Source organism: Kosakonia sp. MH5, from assembly GCF_009935945.1.
Taxonomy (GTDB): Bacteria; Pseudomonadota; Gammaproteobacteria; order Enterobacterales; family Enterobacteriaceae; genus Kosakonia; species Kosakonia radicincitans.
This window is the reverse complement of record NZ_QODH01000003.1, coordinates 109,513-128,598: the sequence shown is the minus strand read 5'-3', so window position 1 is coordinate 128,598 and position 19,086 is coordinate 109,513. Positions and strand designations below refer to the sequence as shown.

Sequence of the window (19,086 nt, the reverse complement as noted above, 5' to 3'; positions counted from 1 at the left end):
CAATAACGATGATTACTACCCGTACTGCAAAACAATGCGGACAAGCTGACTTCGGCTGGCTTCAGGCCCGCTACACTTTTTCTTTTGGACATTACTTTGACCCGAAACTGTTAGGTTATGCCTCCCTGCGTGTACTGAACCAGGAAGTCCTTGCTCCAGGTGCCTCCTTCCAGCCACGGGCCTACCCGAAAGTGGATATTCTGAACCTGATCCTTGAAGGTGAAGCGGAATACCGCGACAGCGAAGGGAACCATGTCCAGGCGAAAGCCGGTGAAGCGCTGCTTATTGCCACTCAGCCAGGCATCAGCTATAGCGAACATAACCTGAGCAAAGACAAGTCGTTAACGCGTATGCAGTTGTGGCTTGATGCCTGCCCGGAGCGCGAAAATCCGCCGGTACAGAAAATGACGATTGCCGATGCAGCGCAACAACTGCTGGCTTCGCCGGATGGCAACCAGGGCAGTTTGCAACTGCGCCAACAAGTGTGGCTGCACCATATCGAGTTGAAAAAAGGCGAAGAGCTGACAATTCAGTTACATGGCCCGCGCGCCTATCTGCAATCGATCCACGGCACGGTGCATGCGGTTACGCATTGCGAAGCGAAGGAAGCCCTGACCTGCGGCGACGGCGCTTTTATTCGTGATGAGGCTAACATAACGTTAGTTGCCGATACGCCGTTGCGCGCTTTGCTGATAGATTTACCAGTGTGACAGTTATGTTTTAGCAGGTGAGTATATGAATAGCAGCGTAACTAAAATATCTGTTGAGAGCGTCCACACACAGCCTACGCTCCATGAACCGCTTCCGGCCTTTGGGTTTGAAGAGATGCTGACCGAGCTGGAAGCCATCGTCGCCGAAGCCGAAATTCGGCAGGCGGAAGAAGACGCCGCCTAATCTCCCGCCCCGGTTTATGCCGGGGCATCTTTATACATTTCCCAGCGATACGTCTCTACGACAATAAAGCTGTTTTCCCAAAATGGGGAAGGCAGAAGCGCAAGAGATTCAATTCGCATGCTCTGTTCAGCGGAATATCGCCATGCGCCTGGCGTAGCGGGAGTGTGGGATTGCAGGTCCGGGCGTAGGCCGGGTAAGCGGAGTGGACAGTCATTCATCTCTCGCCGCAGAGCCGCAGAAAAGCAAAAAAGCAAAAAAGCAAAAAAGCAAAAAAGCAAAAACCCGCCGAAGCGGGTTTTGCCTGAAAAATTGAAACTGACCGATAAGCCGGGTTCTGTCGTGGACAGTCATTCATCTAGGCCAGCAATCGCTCACTGGCTCAAGCAGCCTACCCGGGTTCAGTACGGGCCGTACCTTGTGAACCCCTATTTGGCCTTGCTCCGGGTGGAGTTTACCGTGCCGCGAACTGTTGCCAGACGCGCGGTGCGCTCTTACCGCACCCTTTCACCCTTACCTGATCCCACTTGCGTGGGCCATCGGCGGTTTGCTCTCTGTTGCACTGGTCGTAGGCTTGCGCCCCCCAGGCGTTACCTGGCACCCTGCCCTATGGAGCCCGGACTTTCCTCCCCTCTGCCCGTCTCCCCCGAAGGAGGACTGCAACAAAGCGGCGACTGTCTGGTCAGCTTCGGCGCGCAGTATAGTGGGTTTGCGCGCGCCTGTCACCCTTCCGTCAGCATTCCGACCTGCAATGTGGCCGCAATATTGCGTGACGCGCGGTAAATATTATCAAACGCGCCTCGGAACGCCTCTTCCAGCGTGGTAATGCCGGTCAACACGCTGAACACCGCATCGATACCGTACTGGTGAACCACGCCAACATCGCTGGTCAGACTGCCGGCAATCCCGATGACTGGTTTGTGGTATTTTTTAGCAACATGCGCCACGCCGACCGGCACTTTGCCGTGAATGCTCTGACTGTCGATACGCCCTTCGCCAGTTACTACCAGCGTACAGTCATGAATATGCTCTTCGAGATTCAACGCCTGGGTCACAATCTCAATACCACTGCGCAGTTCCGCGCCGAGAAAAGCCATCAGCGCCGCGCCCATACCGCCTGCCGCGCCGGAGCCTGGCACCTCTTTCACATCCACTCGCAGCGATTTTTTGATGACGTCGGCGAAGTGACCAAGGTTTCGATCCAGCTCAACGATCAGCGCTTCGGTGGCCCCTTTTTGCGGCCCAAAAATACGCGATGCGCCCTGCTCGCCGGTCAGCGGGTTAGTCACATCGCAGGCCACGCGAATCGTACAATCGCTCAGGCGCGGATCCAGCCCGGAAATATCAATCGCATTCAGGCTCATCAGGCTGCCGCCGCCGTAACCAATTTCGGTGCCGTTCGCATCGGTCAGTTTGGCGCCCAGCGCCTGTACCATGCCCGCACCGCCATCGTTGGTCGCACTGCCGCCAATGCCGATAATAATATTGTTCGCCCCATGTTCCAGCGCCTGCAAAATAAGTTCCCCGGTGCCGCGCGAAGTGGTAATCAAAGGGTTACGTAATTCCGGTGGCACCAGCGCCAGACCGCTGGCCGCCGCCATTTCAATAAAAGCGGTTTTCCCGTCGCCGGACATCCCCCACCGGGCATCAACATCATTCCCCAGCGGGCCTGTAACGTGCGCGGTATGCACAATACCTTTAGTGGCAGCAATCATGGCTTCAACTGTTCCCTCACCACCGTCGGCAACCGGAACTGACACGTAGTGAGCATCAGGAAAAATTTCCCGAAATCCTTTTTCTATCGCCTGAGCTACTTCAGTAGCAGAAAGGCTTTCTTTATAAGAGTCTGGGGCGATTACGATTTTCATAATTGTGAGCCTGATAGTGCCGCGCACTTCACCCTTCAGGCCCACTGCGGCCCGAAGATGTGGATGTACAAGAAATCCAGGGCGCAGAGCCGCGCCCTTCTTAATTAACGAGTAACTTCGATTTTCGCCAGTTTCTCGTAGTAGCAAGCAATGGCGCTGTGGTCGGCGTTGCCCAGACCATCAGCGCGCAGCGCCTGCATCATTTCCATCACTGCAGCGGTCAGCGGCAGTTGAGCGCCCACGCCATGCGACGTATCCAGCGCGTTGGAGAGATCTTTGATGTGCAGATCGATACGGAAACCCGGTTTGAAGTTGCGATCCATCACCATTGGCGCTTTCGCATCCAGCACGGTACTGCCTGCCAGACCACCACGGATAGCCTGATACACCAGATCCGGATTAACGCCGGCTTTGGTTGCCAGTGTCAGCGCCTCAGACATCGCAGCGATGTTCAGCGCCACAATCACCTGGTTTGCCAGTTTGGTGACGTTGCCCGCACCGATATCACCGGTGTGCACGACAGAACCGGCCATGGATTTCAGCAGGTCGTAGTATTTATCGAAGACAGCTTTGTCGCCGCCAACCATCACAGACAGCGTACCGTCGATCGCCTTCGGTTCGCCGCCGCTTACCGGCGCATCAAGCATTTGCACGCCTTTCGCTTTCAGCGCGTCACTGATTTCACGGCTGGCCAGCGGTGCGATGGAGCTCATGTCGATCAGCACGGTACCGGCTTTAGCACCTTCAATAATGCCGCCCTCACCCAGCGCCACTTCTTTCACGTGTGGGGAGTTCGGCAGCATGGTGATGATGACATCGCACTTCTCAGCAACCGCTTTCCCGTTCGCTGCCGTTTCCGCGCCTGCAGCGATAAGTTCAGCCACCGCTTCCTGGTTACGGTCCACGACCACCAGTGAGTAACCTGCTTTAATGAGGTTTTTACTCATTGGTTTACCCATGATGCCAAGGCCAATGAAACCAACTTTCATCGTCATAATTGCGTCTCTCTTTTAAAGGGTGGTTTGGTTATTTTTTAAAGGTGTCGGCCAGTTTCTGCGTCGCCGAACGGAACACGCCCAAATCGCTGCCAACCGCAACGACGGTCGCGCCCCATTCCAGGTAGCGGCGAGCATCAGCTTCCACCGGCGCCAGAATGCCGCTCGGTTTGTTGTGTGCTTTCGCGCGGGCAAAAATGTGCTGAATGGTGCGCTGGACTTCCGGGTGCGCCGCGTTACCGATATAACCCAGCGTCGCCGCCAGATCGCTTGGGCCGACAAACACGCCATCCACGCCGTCTGTGGCAAGGATTGCATCAAGATTATCCACACCGGCCTGGCTTTCGATCTGTACCAGGATGGTGATGTTGGCGTTGGACTGACGGAAGTAATCCGGCACGGTGCCGAACATATTGGCGCGATGCGAAACCGACACGCCGCGAATGCCTTCCGGCGGATAACGGGTTGCCGCTACCGCATTTACCGCTTCCTCTTCGGTTTCCACAAACGGGATCAGGAAGTTGTAAAAGCCGATATCCAGCAAGCGCTTGATAACCACCGGCTCGTTAGTCGGTACACGCACGACCGGTGCGCTGACGCTGCCTTTCAACGCCATTAATTGCGGTACAAAAGTGAGCACGTCGTTTGGGGCGTGTTCGCCGTCCAGAAGCAGCCAGTCAAAGCCTGCCAGGCCCAGAACTTCAGTGCTGATATGACTACCCAGCGCAGACCAACAACCGATTTGAATCTGTTGGGCCGCCAGCGCGGCCTTGAATTTGTTTGGGAAGATATCGTTATTCATCTTTTGTACCTTAAATGTGTCGTTGCTTATTTCTTCAATTCCATACGTTTGATGTCGCCGACCACGAACAGATAGCAGACCATCATCATCAGCGCTGAACAGCCTACGAACACCAACGCACCGTTGAAAGAATGCAACTCTTTAACCATGTATCCGATGACCAGCGGCGTCACGATAGAAGCCACGTTACCAAATACGTTGAATACACCACCGCACAGACCGACGATCTCTTTTGGCGCGACGTCGGAGATAACCGGCCAACCCAGCGCGCCAAAACCTTTACCGAAGAAGGCGAGCGCCATCAGTGCGACCACCATCACCGTGTTATCGGTGTAGTTACACAGAATGATGCTGGAAGCCAGTAACATCCCGACCACAATCGGGAATTTACGCGCCATCGTCAGGGTTGAACCGCGCTTGATCAGATAATCAGAGAACAGCCCGCCCAGTACGCCACCGGCAAAACCACACAGCGCCGGAATGGAAGCAACAAATCCCACTTTCAGGATCGACATGCCTTTTTCCTGCACCAGGTAAATCGGGAACCATGTCAGGAAGAACCAGGTAATGGTGTTCAGGAAGTATTGCCCGAAGAAGACGCCGAGCATCATGCGGTTGCACAGCAACTGCTTGATATAATCCATTTTTGGACCCGCATTTTTGCCATCGTCGGCTTTTTTGTGGTCCATATCGACAACCGCGCCATTTTTCTCAATATACTCCAGCTCTTCGCGGCTCATACGCGGGTGATCGGTCGGGTTGTGAACAAATTTCACCCAGGCGAAGGTCAGCACAAAACCGATCACGCCCATCACAGTGAAGACATGTTCCCAGCCCCAGGCAAAGGTCAGCCAGCCCAGCAACGGCGAGAACAGCGCCAGTGAGAAGTACTGCGCAGAGTTAAAAATCGCTGATGCCGTGCCGCGCTCTTTCGCCGGGAACCAGGCCGCAACGATGCGGGCATTCGCCGGGAATGACGGCGCTTCAGAGAAGCCCAGCATAAAGCGCATGAAAAACATGGAAATGCCGGCCCAGGCGATCGGGAAAACGTCGACAAAACCTTGCAGGAAAGTAAAGAGCGACCAGAAAAAGAGGCTCCATGTATACACTTTTTTAGAGCCGAAGCGGTCAAGCAGCCAGCCGCCAGGGATTTGCATCAGCAGGTAAGCCCAGCCGAAAGCCGAAAAAATGTAGCCCATCGATACAGCGTCAAGTTGCAGCTCTTTCGCCACTTCGGTCCCGGCAATGGACAACGTGGCGCGGTCTGCATAATTCACTGCGGTTACAATAAATATAATCAGCAGAATTAAATAACGGGTCGGCAACCCCCGTTTTGTTTCCACGACAGAATCTTCGATAGTCATTTTTAATTTCCTTGGGCGCCGCTAACTTTAAAATATAATTATTGAGACGTTTCTTATCTGATTTTATTTAAGCACTCGAAACTTATTATCAGATAATGGCACTTTGATTTTATTAGCCTTCAGTATAATCACCGACAAGGCACCACACACTGGTGGGTTGCTCAATTTTAACATTATCTGGAAAGATTATTTTGAGCATTTGCACATAAGCCTGGGCGCTGATGCACAGATCTTGCAATATGCAGCCCCGCCAGATGGGGAATCGAGATAATAAGTGATTTAGATCACATTTTAATATTTAAACTCCTGACATTCTTATTTCAGCAAACAAGATTTTTATTCCCGATATTAATTCCAGAATAAAGAATGATTCCGCTTTTATAGAGCAATGCATCGTATAAGTTAGCTGGAGATTACTTGACAATGTCCAACATTGAAATTAGACAGCAACCGCCAGGGGCGTTTTATATTAAGGTACACGACACGGATAATGTCGCTATCATCGTCAATGACAATGGCTTAAAGGCGGGAACCCGTTTTCCGGACGGTCTCGAGCTAATTGAGCATATTCCGCAAGGCCATAAAGTGGCGCTGGTTGATATCCCCCATCACGGCGAAATCGTGCGCTATGGTGAGATCATTGGTTACGCCATGCGTGATATCCCCCGCGGTAGCTGGATTGATGAATCCATGGTTGAGCTGCCAAAAGCACCGCCGCTGAATACACTGCCGCTGGCGACGAAAGTCCCGGAGCCACTACCGCCGCTGGAGGGGTATACCTTTGAAGGTTACCGCAACGCGGATGGAAGCGTCGGCACCAAGAACCTGCTCGGCCTGACCACCAGCGTGCACTGCGTTGCGGGCGTGGTGGATTATGTCGTGAAGATCATTGAGCGCGATCTGCTGCCGAAATACCCGAACGTTGACGGCGTGGTCGGCCTGAATCACCTGTATGGCTGCGGCGTAGCCATTAATGCACCGGCGGCAGTCATTCCCATTCGCACCATTCATAACATTTCGCTGAACCCGAACTTCGGCGGCGAAGTCATGGTAATTGGCCTGGGCTGTGAAAAATTGCAGCCGGAGCGTCTGCTGGAAGGGACCGAGGATGTGAAAGCCATTCCGGTTGACAGCGCCAGTATTGTTCGTTTGCAGGATGAGCAGCATGTGGGCTTCCGCTCAATGGTTGACGATATTCTGCAGGTTGCCGAGCGCCACCTGGCGAAGCTGAACCAGCGTAAACGTGAAACCTGCCCGGCTTCTGAACTGGTAGTCGGTATGCAGTGTGGCGGCAGCGATGCATTCTCCGGCGTGACGGCGAACCCGGCGGTGGGCTATGCCTCCGACCTGATTATTCGCTGCGGTGGTACGGTGATGTTCTCCGAAGTGACCGAAGTACGTGATGCGATTCACCTGCTGACGCCGCGTGCCATCAACGAAGAAGTGGGCAAACGCCTGCTGGAAGAGATGGCCTGGTACGATAACTATCTCGATATGGGTAAAACCGACCGCAGCGCCAACCCTTCTCCGGGGAACAAAAAAGGCGGCCTGGCGAATATCGTGGAAAAAGCGCTGGGTTCGATCGCGAAATCCGGTAAGAGCGCCATCTCTGAAGTGCTCTCTCCGGGACAACGTCCGACCAAACGCGGGCTGATTTATGCCGCAACACCGGCGAGCGACTTCGTCTGCGGTACGCAGCAGGTGGCTTCCGGGATCACCGTACAAGTGTTTACCACCGGGCGTGGCACGCCGTACGGCCTGGTTGCCGTACCGGTAATCAAAATGGCGACCCGCACCGAGCTGGCAAATCGCTGGTATGACTTAATGGATATCAATGCCGGGACGATCGCAACCGGCGAAGAGACTATCGAGGATGTGGGCTGGAAGCTGTTCCACTTTATCCTTGATGTCGCCAGCGGTCGTAAGAAAACCTTCTCCGATCAGTGGGGGCTGCATAACCAGCTGGCAGTGTTTAACCCGGCTCCGGTGACTTGATTTTAATAACAAAAACGTAAACCTCACTTTTAAGCATGGCTTCGGCCATGCTTTTTTTTGCCTGCTTTTCCTTTCACAAACTTCCTTTCACTTTCGAAATTTTCATTTTCCAGACACCAATCACAAAAAAACATTACGAAAGCCTATAGATTCTTTCGAAGAAAACAAACGAAAGATTTCGGAGGCTGTGTGTATATTATTTCGACGAAAACCATGCTTAACAAAGCACAACGTGAAGGTTACGCGGTGCCCGCCTTCAATATCCACAATCTCGAAACCTTACAAGTGGTAGTCGAAACTGCTGCCGAATTGCGCTCTCCGCTGATTGTTGCGGGCACACCAGGGACATTCAGTTATGCAGGCGTCGGCAATCTGGTAGCTATCGCCGGTAATCTGGCCAGCCACTTCAACCAGCCACTGGCCATTCATCTCGATCACCATGAAACATTCAGCGACATAGAAACCAAAGTTCAGGCCGGTATTCGTTCGGTGATGATTGACGGTTCCCACTTCCCCTACCACGACAATGTTGCGCTGGTGAAAGCGGTAACGGATTTATGCCATCGCTACGACGCCAGCGTGGAAGCGGAGCTGGGCCGCCTCGGCGGACAGGAAGACGATCTGATTGTCGATGCAAAAGACACCCGCTACACCAATCCGCAACAGGCTAAAGATTTCGTCGAGAAAACCGGTATTGATTCGCTCGCAGTGGCGATTGGCACCGCACACGGCCTTTATACCGCCGAGCCGAAACTCGATTTTGAACGGCTGGCGGAAATACGCCAACAGGTTGATATTCCTCTGGTTTTACACGGCGCATCCGGGCTGCCCGCAGCGGATATTCGCCGTGCCATCGCGCTGGGCGTTTGCAAGGTGAACGTCGCTACCGAACTGAAAATCGCCTTCTCGGACGCGTTAAAGGCCTGGTTTGCTTCGCACCCGGATGCCAGCGATCCGCGCCACTACATGGTTCCGGCCAAAACGGCCATGAAAGAGGTGGTGCGCAAAGTGATCGGCGTCTGCGGCTGCGAAGGCAAGCTATAACGCCACAACCTTTTGAAAATATTGCGTAATAACCGGAGGAAGACGTGAAAGAGATTATTGCCCGCCATAAAGCGGGGGAGCACCTCGGTATCTGTTCTGTTTGCTCAGCGCACCCGCTGGTCATTGAAGCCGCGCTGCGCTTTGATTTATCGACCGACGCGAAAGTATTGATCGAAGCAACCTCGAACCAGGTCAATCAGTTTGGCGGCTATACCGGCATGAAACCCGCCGATTTCCGCGACTTTGTCTACCGCATCGCCGATGAGATCGGCTTTCCACGGGAGCGGCTGATCCTTGGCGGCGATCACCTTGGGCCTAACTGCTGGCAAAACGAAACCGCTACCGCCGCGATGGAAAAATCCGTGGCGCTGATCAAAGCCTATGTGGCTGCCGGTTTCAGCAAGATCCATCTGGATGCATCGATGTCCTGCGCCGACGATCCGGTTCCGCTGGAACCGCATGTTGTCGCCGAACGCGCCGCACGTTTGTGCCAGGCGGCGGAAGAAACCGCCAGCGACGCGCTGAAAAAAAACCTGACCTACGTGATAGGTACTGAAGTTCCGGTTCCCGGCGGCGAAGCCAGCAGTATCAATACGGTTCACGTTACACGCGTCGAAGATGCTGCTCGTACGCTGGAAACACACCGTGTCGCTTTCCATGCATTAGGGCTGGATGACGCGATGAACCGCGTTATTGCTATCGTCGTGCAGCCAGGCGTTGAATTCGATCATACCCAGGTTATCCACTATCAGCCGCAGGCAGCAGAAGCGCTTTCCGGCTGGATCCGCCAGACGCCGATGGTCTACGAAGCGCACTCCACTGATTACCAGTCCCGCCAGGCTTACCGCGCGCTGGTACGCGACCACTTCGCCATTCTGAAAGTGGGTCCCGCGCTGACCTTTGCGCTACGCGAAGCCATTTTTGCGCTGGCGCAGATGGAAAACGAACTGATTGCGCCGGAAAACCGCAGCCGCGTACTGGAGGTAATCGATGAAGTGATGCTTAACGAACCAGATTACTGGAAAAAGTATTACCGTCCGACCTGGAGCCAGTCGATGGTGGATATCCACTTCAGCCTTTCGGATCGTATCCGCTACTACTGGCCGCACCCGCGCATTCGCCAGAGCGTAGGGAAACTGCTGGCAAATCTCAGCGCCACAACGCTGCCGTTAGGGCTGATCAGCCAGTATTTACCCGTACAACTGGAACGCGCGTCGCTAAATGAGATCGCCGCAACGCCGCACAGCCTGATCATTGACAAAATACAGGATGTATTGCGCGCCTATCGCTATGGATGCGCCCCTGAAATTGCCTGATGACCGGAGAATGTATGAGCCAACTGTTTGTCTGCACCGGAATTGAATTTACCTCGCGACAGCATGTGCTGACGCATATTGGCGAGGAGATGCTGGCGCAGGGCGTCGTGCATGAAAGCTATCCGGCAGCCCTCGTGGCGCGCGAAGCGATTTACCCGACCGGCATTGCCCTTGAACACCACGCGGTGGCCATCCCGCACTGCGAGGCGGTACATGCTAAGTCCCCGGCACTGTATCTGATCCGCCCGGATAAACCGGTTTATTTTCAACAAGCTGACGATGATGCCGAAATCGCCGTCTCGCTAATTATCGCCCTGATTGTGGAAAACCCGGCCGAGCAATTGAAGTTGTTACGACGTCTTTTTAGTGAGCTGCAAAACCCGAACACGCTGGAAGCGCTGCTGGATACGCCTGCCGATAACCTGGCGACGCTTTTTCGGGACACGATCCTGGAGCCTGAGAAGTGCGAGCAGGCTTAATAACATACTGATAATAAAAGGAGTACCCTATGAAACGTAAAGTAATCGTCGCCTGCGGCGGTGCGGTCGCCACCTCCACCATGGCAGCGGAAGAGATCAAAGAGCTCTGCGCCGACCACCAGATCGAACTCGACCTCGTGCAGTGTCGGGTGAATGAAATTGAAACCTATATGGATGGCGCAGATATGATCTGCACCACTGCGAGAGTCGATCGTACCTTTGGCGATATACCTGTTGTGCACGGCATGCCTTTCGTCTCCGGCGTGGGCATTGAAGCGCTGCAACAAAAAATCCTGACGATCCTCAGGGGGTAACGCGATGTTTAGCGAAATTATGCGTTATATCCTCGATTTAGGTCCTACCGTCATGCTGCCGGCGGTGATCATCATCTTCTCGAAATTACTGGGGATGAAGCTCGGGGATTGCTTTAAATCGGGCCTGCACATCGGGATTGGCTTTGTCGGTATTGGGCTGGTGATTGGCCTGATGCTGGACTCCATAGGCCCGGCGGCAAAAGCAATGGCTGAACATTTCCAGATTAACCTGCATGTGATTGATGTCGGCTGGCCTGGCTCGTCACCGATGACATGGGCGTCACAGATCGCGCTGGTCGCCATCCCGGTCGCGATTGCCGTGAATATCCTGATGCTGGTCACCCGCATGACGCGCGTGGTGAACGTCGATATCTGGAATATCTGGCACATGACCTTTACCGGCGCCATGCTGCACCTCGCTACCGGCTCTTACTGGATCGGCATACTCGGCGTCGTGGCGCATGCGGCGTTCGTCTTCAAGCTGGGCGACTGGTTTGCAAAGGACACGCGGGATTTCTTTGGGCTGGAAGGGATTGCCATCCCACACGGTACCTCTGCTTACCTCGGCCCCATTGCCGTGCTGGTTGATACAATCATCGAAAAAATCCCCGGCCTTAACCGCGTTCACTTTAGCGCCGACGATATTCAGAAACGTTTTGGCCCGTTTGGCGAGCCGGTCACCGTGGGGTTTGTGATGGGGATTGTCATTGGTCTGCTGGCAGGCTACGACCTGAAAGGCGTGCTGCAACTGGCGGTGAAAACGGCTGCCGTGATGCTGCTGATGCCGCGCGTCATCAAACCGATTATGGATGGGCTAACGCCTATCGCGAAACAGGCGCGTAAACGGCTACAGGCTAAATTTGGCAGCCAGGAATTCCTGATTGGTCTAGATCCGGCATTGCTGCTTGGCCACACCTCAGTGGTCTCCGCCAGTTTGATCTTTATTCCGCTAACCATTTTGATTGCGGTGCTGGTGCCAGGTAACCAGGTGCTGCCCTTCGGCGATCTGGCAACCATCGGGTTCTTTGTGGCGATGGCGGTTGCGGTACATCAGGGCAACCTGTTCCGCACGCTGATCTCCGGCATTATTATCATGAGCATCACGCTGTGGGTCGCCACGCAAACCATCGGCCTGCATACGCAGCTTGCCGCCAACGCAGGCGCGCTGAAATCGGGCAGTCTGGTGGCATCAATGGACCAGGGCGGTTCGCCATTCACCTGGCTGCTTATTCAGCTTTTCACCTGGCAAAACGTGGTGGGTTTTGTGGTGATTGCCACCCTTTATCTGGCCGGTGTGCTGCTGACATGGCGCAGAGCACGCAACATCAGAGCGGCCGAAAAGGCCTCGCTCGCCGCACAAAGCCAGACCGTATCCTGATCCCCGGGGAGCCCTGCTCCCCCTTTGTTGTTCCTGGAGAGTATTATGAAATCAGTGGTTATCCATGCTGAGGGCCACGTCTGCGTTGAAGAACGCCCGGAACCTCAGTTGCAGCACGATGATGATGTCAAAGTCAGGGTTGTCAGCTCCGGCCTGTGCGGTTCTGACATCCCGCGTATCTTTGCTGGTGGCGCGCATTTTTACCCAATTACCCTGGGACATGAATTCAGCGGCTATGTCGAAGCCTGTGGCGCGGCAATCAACGATTTACACGCCGGGGATGCAGTGGCATGCGTGCCGCTGCTGCCCTGCTTTGATTGCCCGGAGTGCCGCCGCGAGTACTTCTCCTTGTGCAAGCGCTACCAGTTTGTCGGCTCGCGCAGCGATGGCGGTAATGCCGAATACATCGTAGTGAAACGGGCGAATCTGATCGCGTTGCCGAAGGATATGACGATTGAAGATGGCGCATTTATTGAACCCATCACCGTCGGCCTGCATGCCTTCCACCTTGCTGGCGGTTGTGAAAACAAAAACGTGATCATTGTCGGTGCCGGTACCATTGGCCTGCTGGCCATGCAGTGCGCACGGGCGCTTGGTGCCAAAAGCGTTACCGCTATCGATATCAACCCCGACAAGCTGCAACTGGCAAACGAACTCGGCGCAACCTTCACCTTCAATAGCAGCAAGCAGGATGTAAGGGCGATTACCGCAGGCCTGGAAGAGGCGCGTTTCGACCAGTTGGTACTGGAAACGGCAGGAACACCGCAAACCGTCTCACTGGCAATCGAAATCGCCGGGCCGCGCGCCCAGCTGGCATTGATCGGTACCCTGCATCACGACCTGACGTTAACCGCGCCCGTGTTCGGCCAAATTCTGCGCAAAGAGATGACCCTGATTGGCAGCTGGATGAACTACTCCGGCCCGTGGCCGGGGGAAGAGTGGACAACGGCTACACGTCTGCTGACAGAGAAAAAACTGATGCTGGAGCCGTTGATCGCCCATCGCGGCGATCCGGACAGTTACGCCCGTGCAGTACAGAACCTTAACGGTGCGCCGATGCAGGGCAAAATCCTGTTACGGCTCGATTAAGCGAGAGAGCCAGCAACCTGCGCTGGCTCACATTTCCTTTCGAAAGTTAGCGTTCAACTTTCACAATCCTTCGATTACACTAGAGGAAGTTAATTATCAGGCAAAATTAATATGAACTCATTTGAACGAAGGAATAAGATCGTCGAACTGGTTAACTCACAGGGAAGTGTGCTGGTGATTGACCTTTCGAACAGCTTTGGCATTTCTGAAGTCACCATCCGCGCAGATCTGCGTCTGCTGGAAGAGAAAGGCCTGGTAACACGCTTTCACGGCGGCGCCGCGAAACCCGGCGCAACGGTGCTGGATAACGAAAATCAGGAAGTGGTGCTGGAAGAACGCTACCGACTGGCGAGCGATCCGAAAAAACGTATCGCCCAGGCCGCCGCCAGCATGATCGAAGAGGGTATGACGGTGATCCTCGACAGCGGCAGCACCACCATGCTGATTGCTGAGGCTCTGACGAAAAGAACCAACATTACCGTTATTACCAACAGCCTTCCCGCTGCATTTGCCCTGTCGGAAAACAAAGACATCACCCTTGTGGTTTGCGGCGGTACCGTACGGCATAAAACGCACTCCATGCACGGCACTATTGCTGAACGCTCTTTGCAGGGCATCAGCGCAGATTTAATGTTCGTCGGTGCGGATGGCATTGATGCGACGAACGGCATCACCACCTTTAATGAAGGCTACTCCATTAGCAGCGTGATGGCCGCCGCCGCGCATAAAGTCGTTGCAGTCGTGGATGCCAGCAAATTCAACCGTCGCGGTTTTAATCAGGTGCTGCCGATGGAGAAAATCGATGCGGTGATCACCGATGACAGCATCAGCGACAAGGACAGAGCCGCGTTTCGCAAAATGGAGAAGGAACTGGCGGTGGTGTAAAAAGCGTGTCTACGGCGCTGTGGTCGCTGACGCGACTTTCCAGCGCCTGTATTGATCGGGTTATTGCTGATCCAGCGCGTACTTGTACAACGCGTTTTTCTTCACGCCGTGGATCTCCGCGGCAAGGGCTGCAGCTTTCTTCAGCGGCAGTTCAGCCTGCAACAGCGCCAGCGTACGCAGCGCATCGGCGGGCAACTCATCTTCCTGCGCTTTATGGCCTTCGACAATCAGCACCATCTCACCTTTACGGCGGTTTTCATCCTCTTTCACCCATGCCAGCAGTTCGCCTACTGGCGCGCCCTGAATGGTTTCCCAGGTTTTGGTCAGCTCGCGGGCCAGCACGACATAGCGGCTCTCGCCCCACACTGCGACCATATCCTCCAGGCTTTCCAGTAAACGGTGGGTGGATTCATAGAAAATCAGCGTGCGGCTTTCCGTTTCCAGCGCTTTTAACGTATCGCGACGCCCTTTCGATTTGGCAGGCAGAAACCCTTCGTAACAAAAACGATCCGACGGCAGCCCGGCGGCGCTCAACGCGGCAATCGCAGCGCACGGGCCGGGCAAAGGTACAACGCGAATGCCCGCTTCACGGCAGGTGCGCACCAGGTGATAGCCCGGATCGTTGATCAGCGGCGTTCCGGCATCCGAGACCAGCGCAATGTTCTGTCCCTCTTTCAGCTTTGCCACCAGCGTTTCCGCTTTCTGCTGCTCGTTATGGTCGTGCAGGGCGAACAGGCGGGCATTAATGGCAAAATGTTGAAGCAATAAACCGGTGTGGCGGGTATCTTCCGCCGCAATTAAATCAACGGCCTGCAACACGTTGAGGGCGCGTTGCGTAATATCAGCCAAATTCCCAATGGGAGTAGGTACAATATAAAGCTGACCCTGAGAATTCTCCGCCGATTCGTGTTGTTTCATTGTTTCATCCGTATTGCCGATTTAATATTGAGCATTGCGTAAAAATTATCACTGGATACAGTATGCTACCGTCAAGATTTCTACGTTCGAAAGCCACGCGCTGCGTGCCTGTGGTGCTGGCCGCCCTGCTGTTTGCAGGATGCGGTACCCAGTCGACAGACCAGAGCACCACGCATCTGCAGGGCTCGGCGCAAGCTGATTCTGGCTATTACCTGCAACAGATGCAGCAAAGCACAGATGATAGCAAGACCAACTGGCAATTACTCGCCATTCGTGCACTGCTTAAAGAGGGTAAAACCCAGCAGGCAAGCGAACTCTTCAGCCAACTACCGCAGAATCTGAACGACAATCAGCGTAAAGAATATTCTCTGCTCGCCGCCGAAATGAAACTGGTGCAGAAAGATTTCGCCGGCGCACAGGCGCTGCTGAGTAAGATCGATCCTGCCGATCTGGAGCAAAATCAGCAGGCGCGTTACTGGCAGTTAGGGATTGAAGCCGCGCAAGGCAAGCCGTCCCTGACATTGCTGCGCGCTCTGATTGCCCAGGAGCCACTGTTAACGAAACCCGAAGAGAAGCAGAAAAACATCGATGCCACCTGGCAGGCGCTGGCTTCGATGACGCAGGATCAAGCCAGAGCGCTGGTGATCAACGCCGATGAAGTCACCCTGCAGGGCTGGCTCGATCTGCAACGCGTCTGGTTTGATAACCGCAACGATCCCAACATGCTGAAAGCGGGCATCACCGACTGGCAGACCCGCTACCCGCAAAACCCGGCGGCGAAAATGCTGCCGACCCAACTGTCGAATCTGCAAAACTTCAAACCGGCATCGGCCAATAAAATCGCGCTGCTGCTGCCATTAAATGGCCAGGCCGCTGTTTTTGGCCGGGCGATTCAGCAGGGGTTTGAAGCCGCTAAAAACGGTGTTTCCACCGTTTCCGGCCCGGCCGTTCCGCAGCAGGTGGCGCAGGCAGCCAATGCTGCGGTGGTTAGCCCATCGCAGACCAGCGTTAATGATTTAACCAGCGCTGCTGCGCCGGATGCACAGCAGGTGCAGGCACCGGATAGCGCCGCGCAGAGCGAAACAGACACGCAATCCAACACCACAGCAGAGCAGGATCCCGCAGCGGTAACGCCGCCTCAACCAGCCGATGCCAATGCGACGCAGCCGGTTGCCGCGCCAGCCGTTGCCGGTACGCCAGCAAACCCGGGCGCTGAACTGAAAATTTACGATACCAGCGCGCAGCCGATGGATCAGATCCTCAATCAGGTGCAGCAAGATGGCGCGAGTATCGTGGTCGGCCCGCTGCTGAAAAACAATGTTGAAGAGTTGATGCGCAGCCACACCACGCTGAACGTGCTGGCGCTCAACCAGCCGGAAAGCGTCGAAAACCGTGCAAATATCTGCTACTTCGCACTCTCGCCGGAAGATGAAGCACACGATGCCGCGCGCCACATCCATGAACAGGGCCGTCATGCGCCGCTACTGTTGGTGCCGCGTAGCAATCTGGGCGAACGAATCAGTAAAGCCTTTGCCGAAGAGTGGCTGAAACTCGGCGGCGGCGTGGTGCTGGAGCAGAAATTTGGTTCCACCGCCGAACTGCGGATGGGCCTGAATGGCGGTTCCGGTATTGCTATGACCGGCAGCCCGGTGGTTGCCAGCCTGCCGCAGCAGCAGGGCGTGACTATTGGCGGTCTGAACATTCCGGCTCCGCCGACCGACGCGCAAATCAGCGGCAGCGGCAGCGTGGATTCGGTTTATATCGTGGCGACGCAGGATGAGATCGCGCTGATTAAACCGATGATTACCCTGCGCACCGGCAGCCAGAGCAACGTGATGCTCTATGCCAGCTCCCGCAGCGCGCAGGGCGGCGCAGGCCCGGATTTCCGTCTGGAGATGGAAGGCCTGCAATTTAACGAAATCCCGATGCTGGCAGGCGCGAACCCATCGTTAATGCAGCAGGCGCTGAAAAGCGTTAACAATGACTACTCACTGGCGCGCCTGTATGCCATGGGCGCGGATGCCTGGTCGCTGGCGAATAACTTCTCGCAGATGCGCCAGGTTCCGGGGTTTGAACTGAACGGAAATACCGGTGATTTAACCGCCACCCAGGATTGCGTGATCAACAGGAAGTTGTCATGGCTCAAATACCAGCAGGGACAAATCGTCCCGGCCAGTTAACCCGTAAACAGACCGGCGACGTGTGGGAAGCCAAAGCGCGTCGCTGGCTGGAAAGCAAAGGACTGCATTTTTTAGCCGCCAATGTGCGCGAGCGCGGCGGCGAAATAGATCTGATAATGCGGCACAAAACTACCACCGTCTTTATTGAAGTGCGCTATCGCAGATCGTCACGTTTTGGCGGCGCTGCGAGCAGTGTCACACGCGCGAAACAGGTCAGGCTCCTGCAAGCAGCCCGTTTGTGGCTCGCCCGGCACAATGGGAGTTTTGATACTGTGGATTGCCGGTTTGATGTGGTAGCCTGCACCGAAAATGACGTTGAGTGGATACAAAACGCCTTTAACGACCACTCATAATTGCAAAATGATAGGGATTACTGTGCTCGAACGAATTAAAGCCTGCTTTACGGAAAGCATTCAAACCCAAATTGCGGCGGCGGAAGCGTTGCCTGATGCCATTTCCCGCGCAGCCATGACGATGGTTCACTCCCTGCTTAACGGCAACAAAATCCTCTGTTGTGGCAACGGCACTTCTGCCGCCAATGCACAGCATTTTGCTGCCAGCATGATCAACCGTTTTGAAACAGAACGTCCCAGTTTACCTGCCATTGCACTTAATACCGATAATGTGGTCTTAACCGCGATAGCAAATGATCGTCTGCATGATGAGATTTACGCCAAGCAGGTTCGCGCGCTCGGCCACAGCGGGGATATCCTGCTGGCCATCTCCACGCGCGGCAACAGTCGCGATATCGTTAAAGCCGTGGAAGCGGCAGTAACGCGTGATATGTCCATCATAGCGCTGACCGGCTACGACGGTGGCGAGCTGGCGGGTCTGCTGGGGCCGCAGGATGTCGAAATCCGTATTCCTTCCCATCGCAGCGCGCGCATCCAGGAAATGCACATGCTGACAGTGAATTGCTTATGCGATCTGATTGATAACACGCTTTTTCCTCACCAGGATGATTAAGGAGTACACATGAAGGCATTCACGCCCCTCGCAGTCCTTATTTCCGCGCTGCTGTTACAAGGTTGTGTTGGCGCAGTCGTGGTCGGTTCTGCCGCCGTTGGCACTAAAGCCGCGACGGATCCGCGAACCGTTGGCACCCAGGTGGATGACAGCACGCTGGAACTGCGCGTCAACAGCGCGTTGTCCAAAGATGAGCAGCTTAAAAAAGAAGCGCGTGTCAACGTTACCGCGTATCAGGGGAAAGTTCTGCTGACCGGGCAGGCCCCGAATACCGAGCTCTCTTCCAGAGCGAAACAGATTGCCGTGGGCGTTGAGGGTGCAACCGAAGTATTCAACGAAATTCGCCAGGGTCAGCCGATCGGCCTCGGTACGGCGTCTTCAGATACCTGGATAACCACTAAAGTCCGCTCGCAACTATTGGGCAGCGATCAGGTGAAATCCTCTAACGTGAAAGTGACCACCGAAAATGGCGAAGTGTTCCTGATGGGTCTGGTCACCCAGCGTGAAGGCCAGGCAGCGGCAGATATCGCCAGCCGCGTCAGCGGTGTGAAACACGTAACTACGGCATTTACCCTGCTGAAATAACAAAAAAGCCCGGCAAA

At 54.8% G+C, this 19,086-nt stretch carries 19 protein-coding genes and 1 other RNA gene; 14 read left to right on the top strand and 6 right to left on the bottom strand.

The genetic code is table 11. The annotated features are described in order from the left end of the window. Positions 1 to 8 precede the first annotated feature (8 nt). Complete coding sequence (locus DK872_RS10395; RefSeq protein WP_007369967.1) at positions 9 to 710, top strand: pirin family protein; 702 nt, start codon at positions 9 to 11, stop codon at positions 708 to 710. Positions 711 to 735: 25 nt separating this feature from the next. Beyond that, on the top strand, positions 736 to 894 hold the full coding sequence (locus DK872_RS27315) for a hypothetical protein (protein ID WP_007369966.1): 159 nt from the start codon (positions 736 to 738) through the stop codon (positions 892 to 894). A gap of 307 nt (positions 895 to 1,201) precedes the next feature. Here DK872_RS27315 and rnpB read toward each other — a convergent pair. The 5 genes from rnpB to DK872_RS10370 form a co-directional block, all read right to left on the bottom strand. Further along, an RNA gene (gene rnpB, locus DK872_RS10390) (RNase P RNA component class A) lies at positions 1,202 to 1,581 on the bottom strand. Between the two features lie 32 nt (positions 1,582 to 1,613). Beyond that, positions 1,614 to 2,759: a glycerate 2-kinase gene (garK, locus tag DK872_RS10385; protein ID WP_035887910.1), complete on the bottom strand. Its 1,146-nt coding sequence runs from the start codon at positions 2,757 to 2,759 to the stop codon at positions 1,614 to 1,616. Between the two features lie 104 nt (positions 2,760 to 2,863). Continuing rightward, positions 2,864 to 3,754 carry a 2-hydroxy-3-oxopropionate reductase gene (gene garR, locus DK872_RS10380; RefSeq protein WP_064563447.1) on the bottom strand — a complete coding sequence of 297 codons (891 nt, stop codon included), beginning with the start codon at positions 3,752 to 3,754 and terminating at the stop codon, positions 2,864 to 2,866. Between the two features lie 31 nt (positions 3,755 to 3,785). Continuing rightward, positions 3,786 to 4,556, bottom strand: a complete 771-nt coding sequence (gene garL, locus DK872_RS10375) for a 2-dehydro-3-deoxyglucarate aldolase (RefSeq protein ID WP_007369961.1) — start codon at positions 4,554 to 4,556, stop codon at positions 3,786 to 3,788. A gap of 26 nt (positions 4,557 to 4,582) precedes the next feature. Beyond that, positions 4,583 to 5,920, bottom strand: a complete 1,338-nt coding sequence (locus DK872_RS10370) for an MFS transporter (RefSeq protein ID WP_007369960.1) — start codon at positions 5,918 to 5,920, stop codon at positions 4,583 to 4,585. Positions 5,921 to 6,343: 423 nt separating this feature from the next. On the opposite strand from DK872_RS10370, the gene garD reads away from it, so the two are divergent. The 8 genes from garD to DK872_RS10330 all read left to right on the top strand — a co-directional run bounded on the left by garD (position 6,344) and on the right by DK872_RS10330 (position 14,420). Beyond that, positions 6,344 to 7,915, top strand: coding sequence for a galactarate dehydratase (garD, locus tag DK872_RS10365; RefSeq protein WP_043956430.1), 1,572 nt, complete (start codon positions 6,344 to 6,346; stop codon positions 7,913 to 7,915). Between the two features lie 189 nt (positions 7,916 to 8,104). Next, positions 8,105 to 8,959 (top strand): tagatose bisphosphate family class II aldolase, encoded by an 855-nt coding sequence (locus tag DK872_RS10360; protein WP_035887915.1) that lies wholly within the window; start codon positions 8,105 to 8,107, stop codon positions 8,957 to 8,959. 44 nt (positions 8,960 to 9,003) lie between these two features. Then, a complete protein-coding gene (gene gatZ / locus DK872_RS10355) occupies positions 9,004 to 10,275 on the top strand; it encodes a tagatose-bisphosphate aldolase subunit GatZ (RefSeq protein WP_035887916.1) in 1,272 nt (423 codons plus the stop codon). A gap of 14 nt (positions 10,276 to 10,289) precedes the next feature. After that, positions 10,290 to 10,754, top strand: a complete 465-nt coding sequence (gatA, locus tag DK872_RS10350; RefSeq protein WP_090397679.1) for a PTS galactitol transporter subunit IIA — start codon at positions 10,290 to 10,292, stop codon at positions 10,752 to 10,754. A 29-nt stretch (positions 10,755 to 10,783) separates the two neighbouring features. Continuing rightward, a complete protein-coding gene (gene gatB, locus DK872_RS10345; protein ID WP_007369954.1) occupies positions 10,784 to 11,068 on the top strand; it encodes a PTS galactitol transporter subunit IIB in 285 nt (94 codons plus the stop codon). A 4-nt stretch (positions 11,069 to 11,072) separates the two neighbouring features. After that, complete coding sequence (locus DK872_RS10340) at positions 11,073 to 12,446, top strand: galactitol-specific PTS transporter subunit IIC (protein ID WP_090397677.1); 1,374 nt, start codon at positions 11,073 to 11,075, stop codon at positions 12,444 to 12,446. A 45-nt stretch (positions 12,447 to 12,491) separates the two neighbouring features. Beyond that, positions 12,492 to 13,535 carry a galactitol-1-phosphate 5-dehydrogenase gene (gene gatD / locus DK872_RS10335; protein ID WP_035887921.1) on the top strand — a complete coding sequence of 348 codons (1,044 nt, stop codon included), beginning with the start codon at positions 12,492 to 12,494 and terminating at the stop codon, positions 13,533 to 13,535. A gap of 111 nt (positions 13,536 to 13,646) precedes the next feature. Then, the gene (locus tag DK872_RS10330) at positions 13,647 to 14,420 is read left to right on the top strand and encodes a DeoR/GlpR family DNA-binding transcription regulator (RefSeq protein ID WP_074778522.1); all 774 of its coding nucleotides are present in this window, start codon (positions 13,647 to 13,649) and stop codon (positions 14,418 to 14,420) included. A gap of 60 nt (positions 14,421 to 14,480) precedes the next feature. Here DK872_RS10330 and rsmI read toward each other — a convergent pair whose 3' ends face one another. Then, positions 14,481 to 15,338, bottom strand: a complete 858-nt coding sequence (gene rsmI, locus DK872_RS10325) for a 16S rRNA (cytidine(1402)-2'-O)-methyltransferase (protein ID WP_007369950.1) — start codon at positions 15,336 to 15,338, stop codon at positions 14,481 to 14,483. A 62-nt stretch (positions 15,339 to 15,400) separates the two neighbouring features. Between rsmI and DK872_RS10320 the strand changes: the two genes are divergently transcribed. The 4 genes from DK872_RS10320 to dolP are packed head-to-tail and all read left to right on the top strand — an operon-like array spanning position 15,401 to position 19,069. Further along, positions 15,401 to 17,518: a penicillin-binding protein activator gene (locus DK872_RS10320; RefSeq protein WP_071921587.1), complete on the top strand. Its 2,118-nt coding sequence runs from the start codon at positions 15,401 to 15,403 to the stop codon at positions 17,516 to 17,518. Further along, positions 17,476 to 17,871 carry a YraN family protein gene (locus DK872_RS10315; protein WP_007369948.1) on the top strand — a complete coding sequence of 132 codons (396 nt, stop codon included), beginning with the start codon at positions 17,476 to 17,478 and terminating at the stop codon, positions 17,869 to 17,871. Before DK872_RS10320 ends, DK872_RS10315 begins: the two co-directional genes overlap by 43 nt. A gap of 22 nt (positions 17,872 to 17,893) precedes the next feature. Beyond that, positions 17,894 to 18,484, top strand: a complete 591-nt coding sequence (gene diaA, locus DK872_RS10310) for a DnaA initiator-associating protein DiaA (RefSeq protein ID WP_035888033.1) — start codon at positions 17,894 to 17,896, stop codon at positions 18,482 to 18,484. Positions 18,485 to 18,493: 9 nt separating this feature from the next. Next, a complete protein-coding gene (dolP, locus tag DK872_RS10305; RefSeq protein WP_007369946.1) occupies positions 18,494 to 19,069 on the top strand; it encodes a division/outer membrane stress-associated lipid-binding lipoprotein in 576 nt (191 codons plus the stop codon). The last annotated feature ends 17 nt before the right edge of the window (positions 19,070 to 19,086 follow it).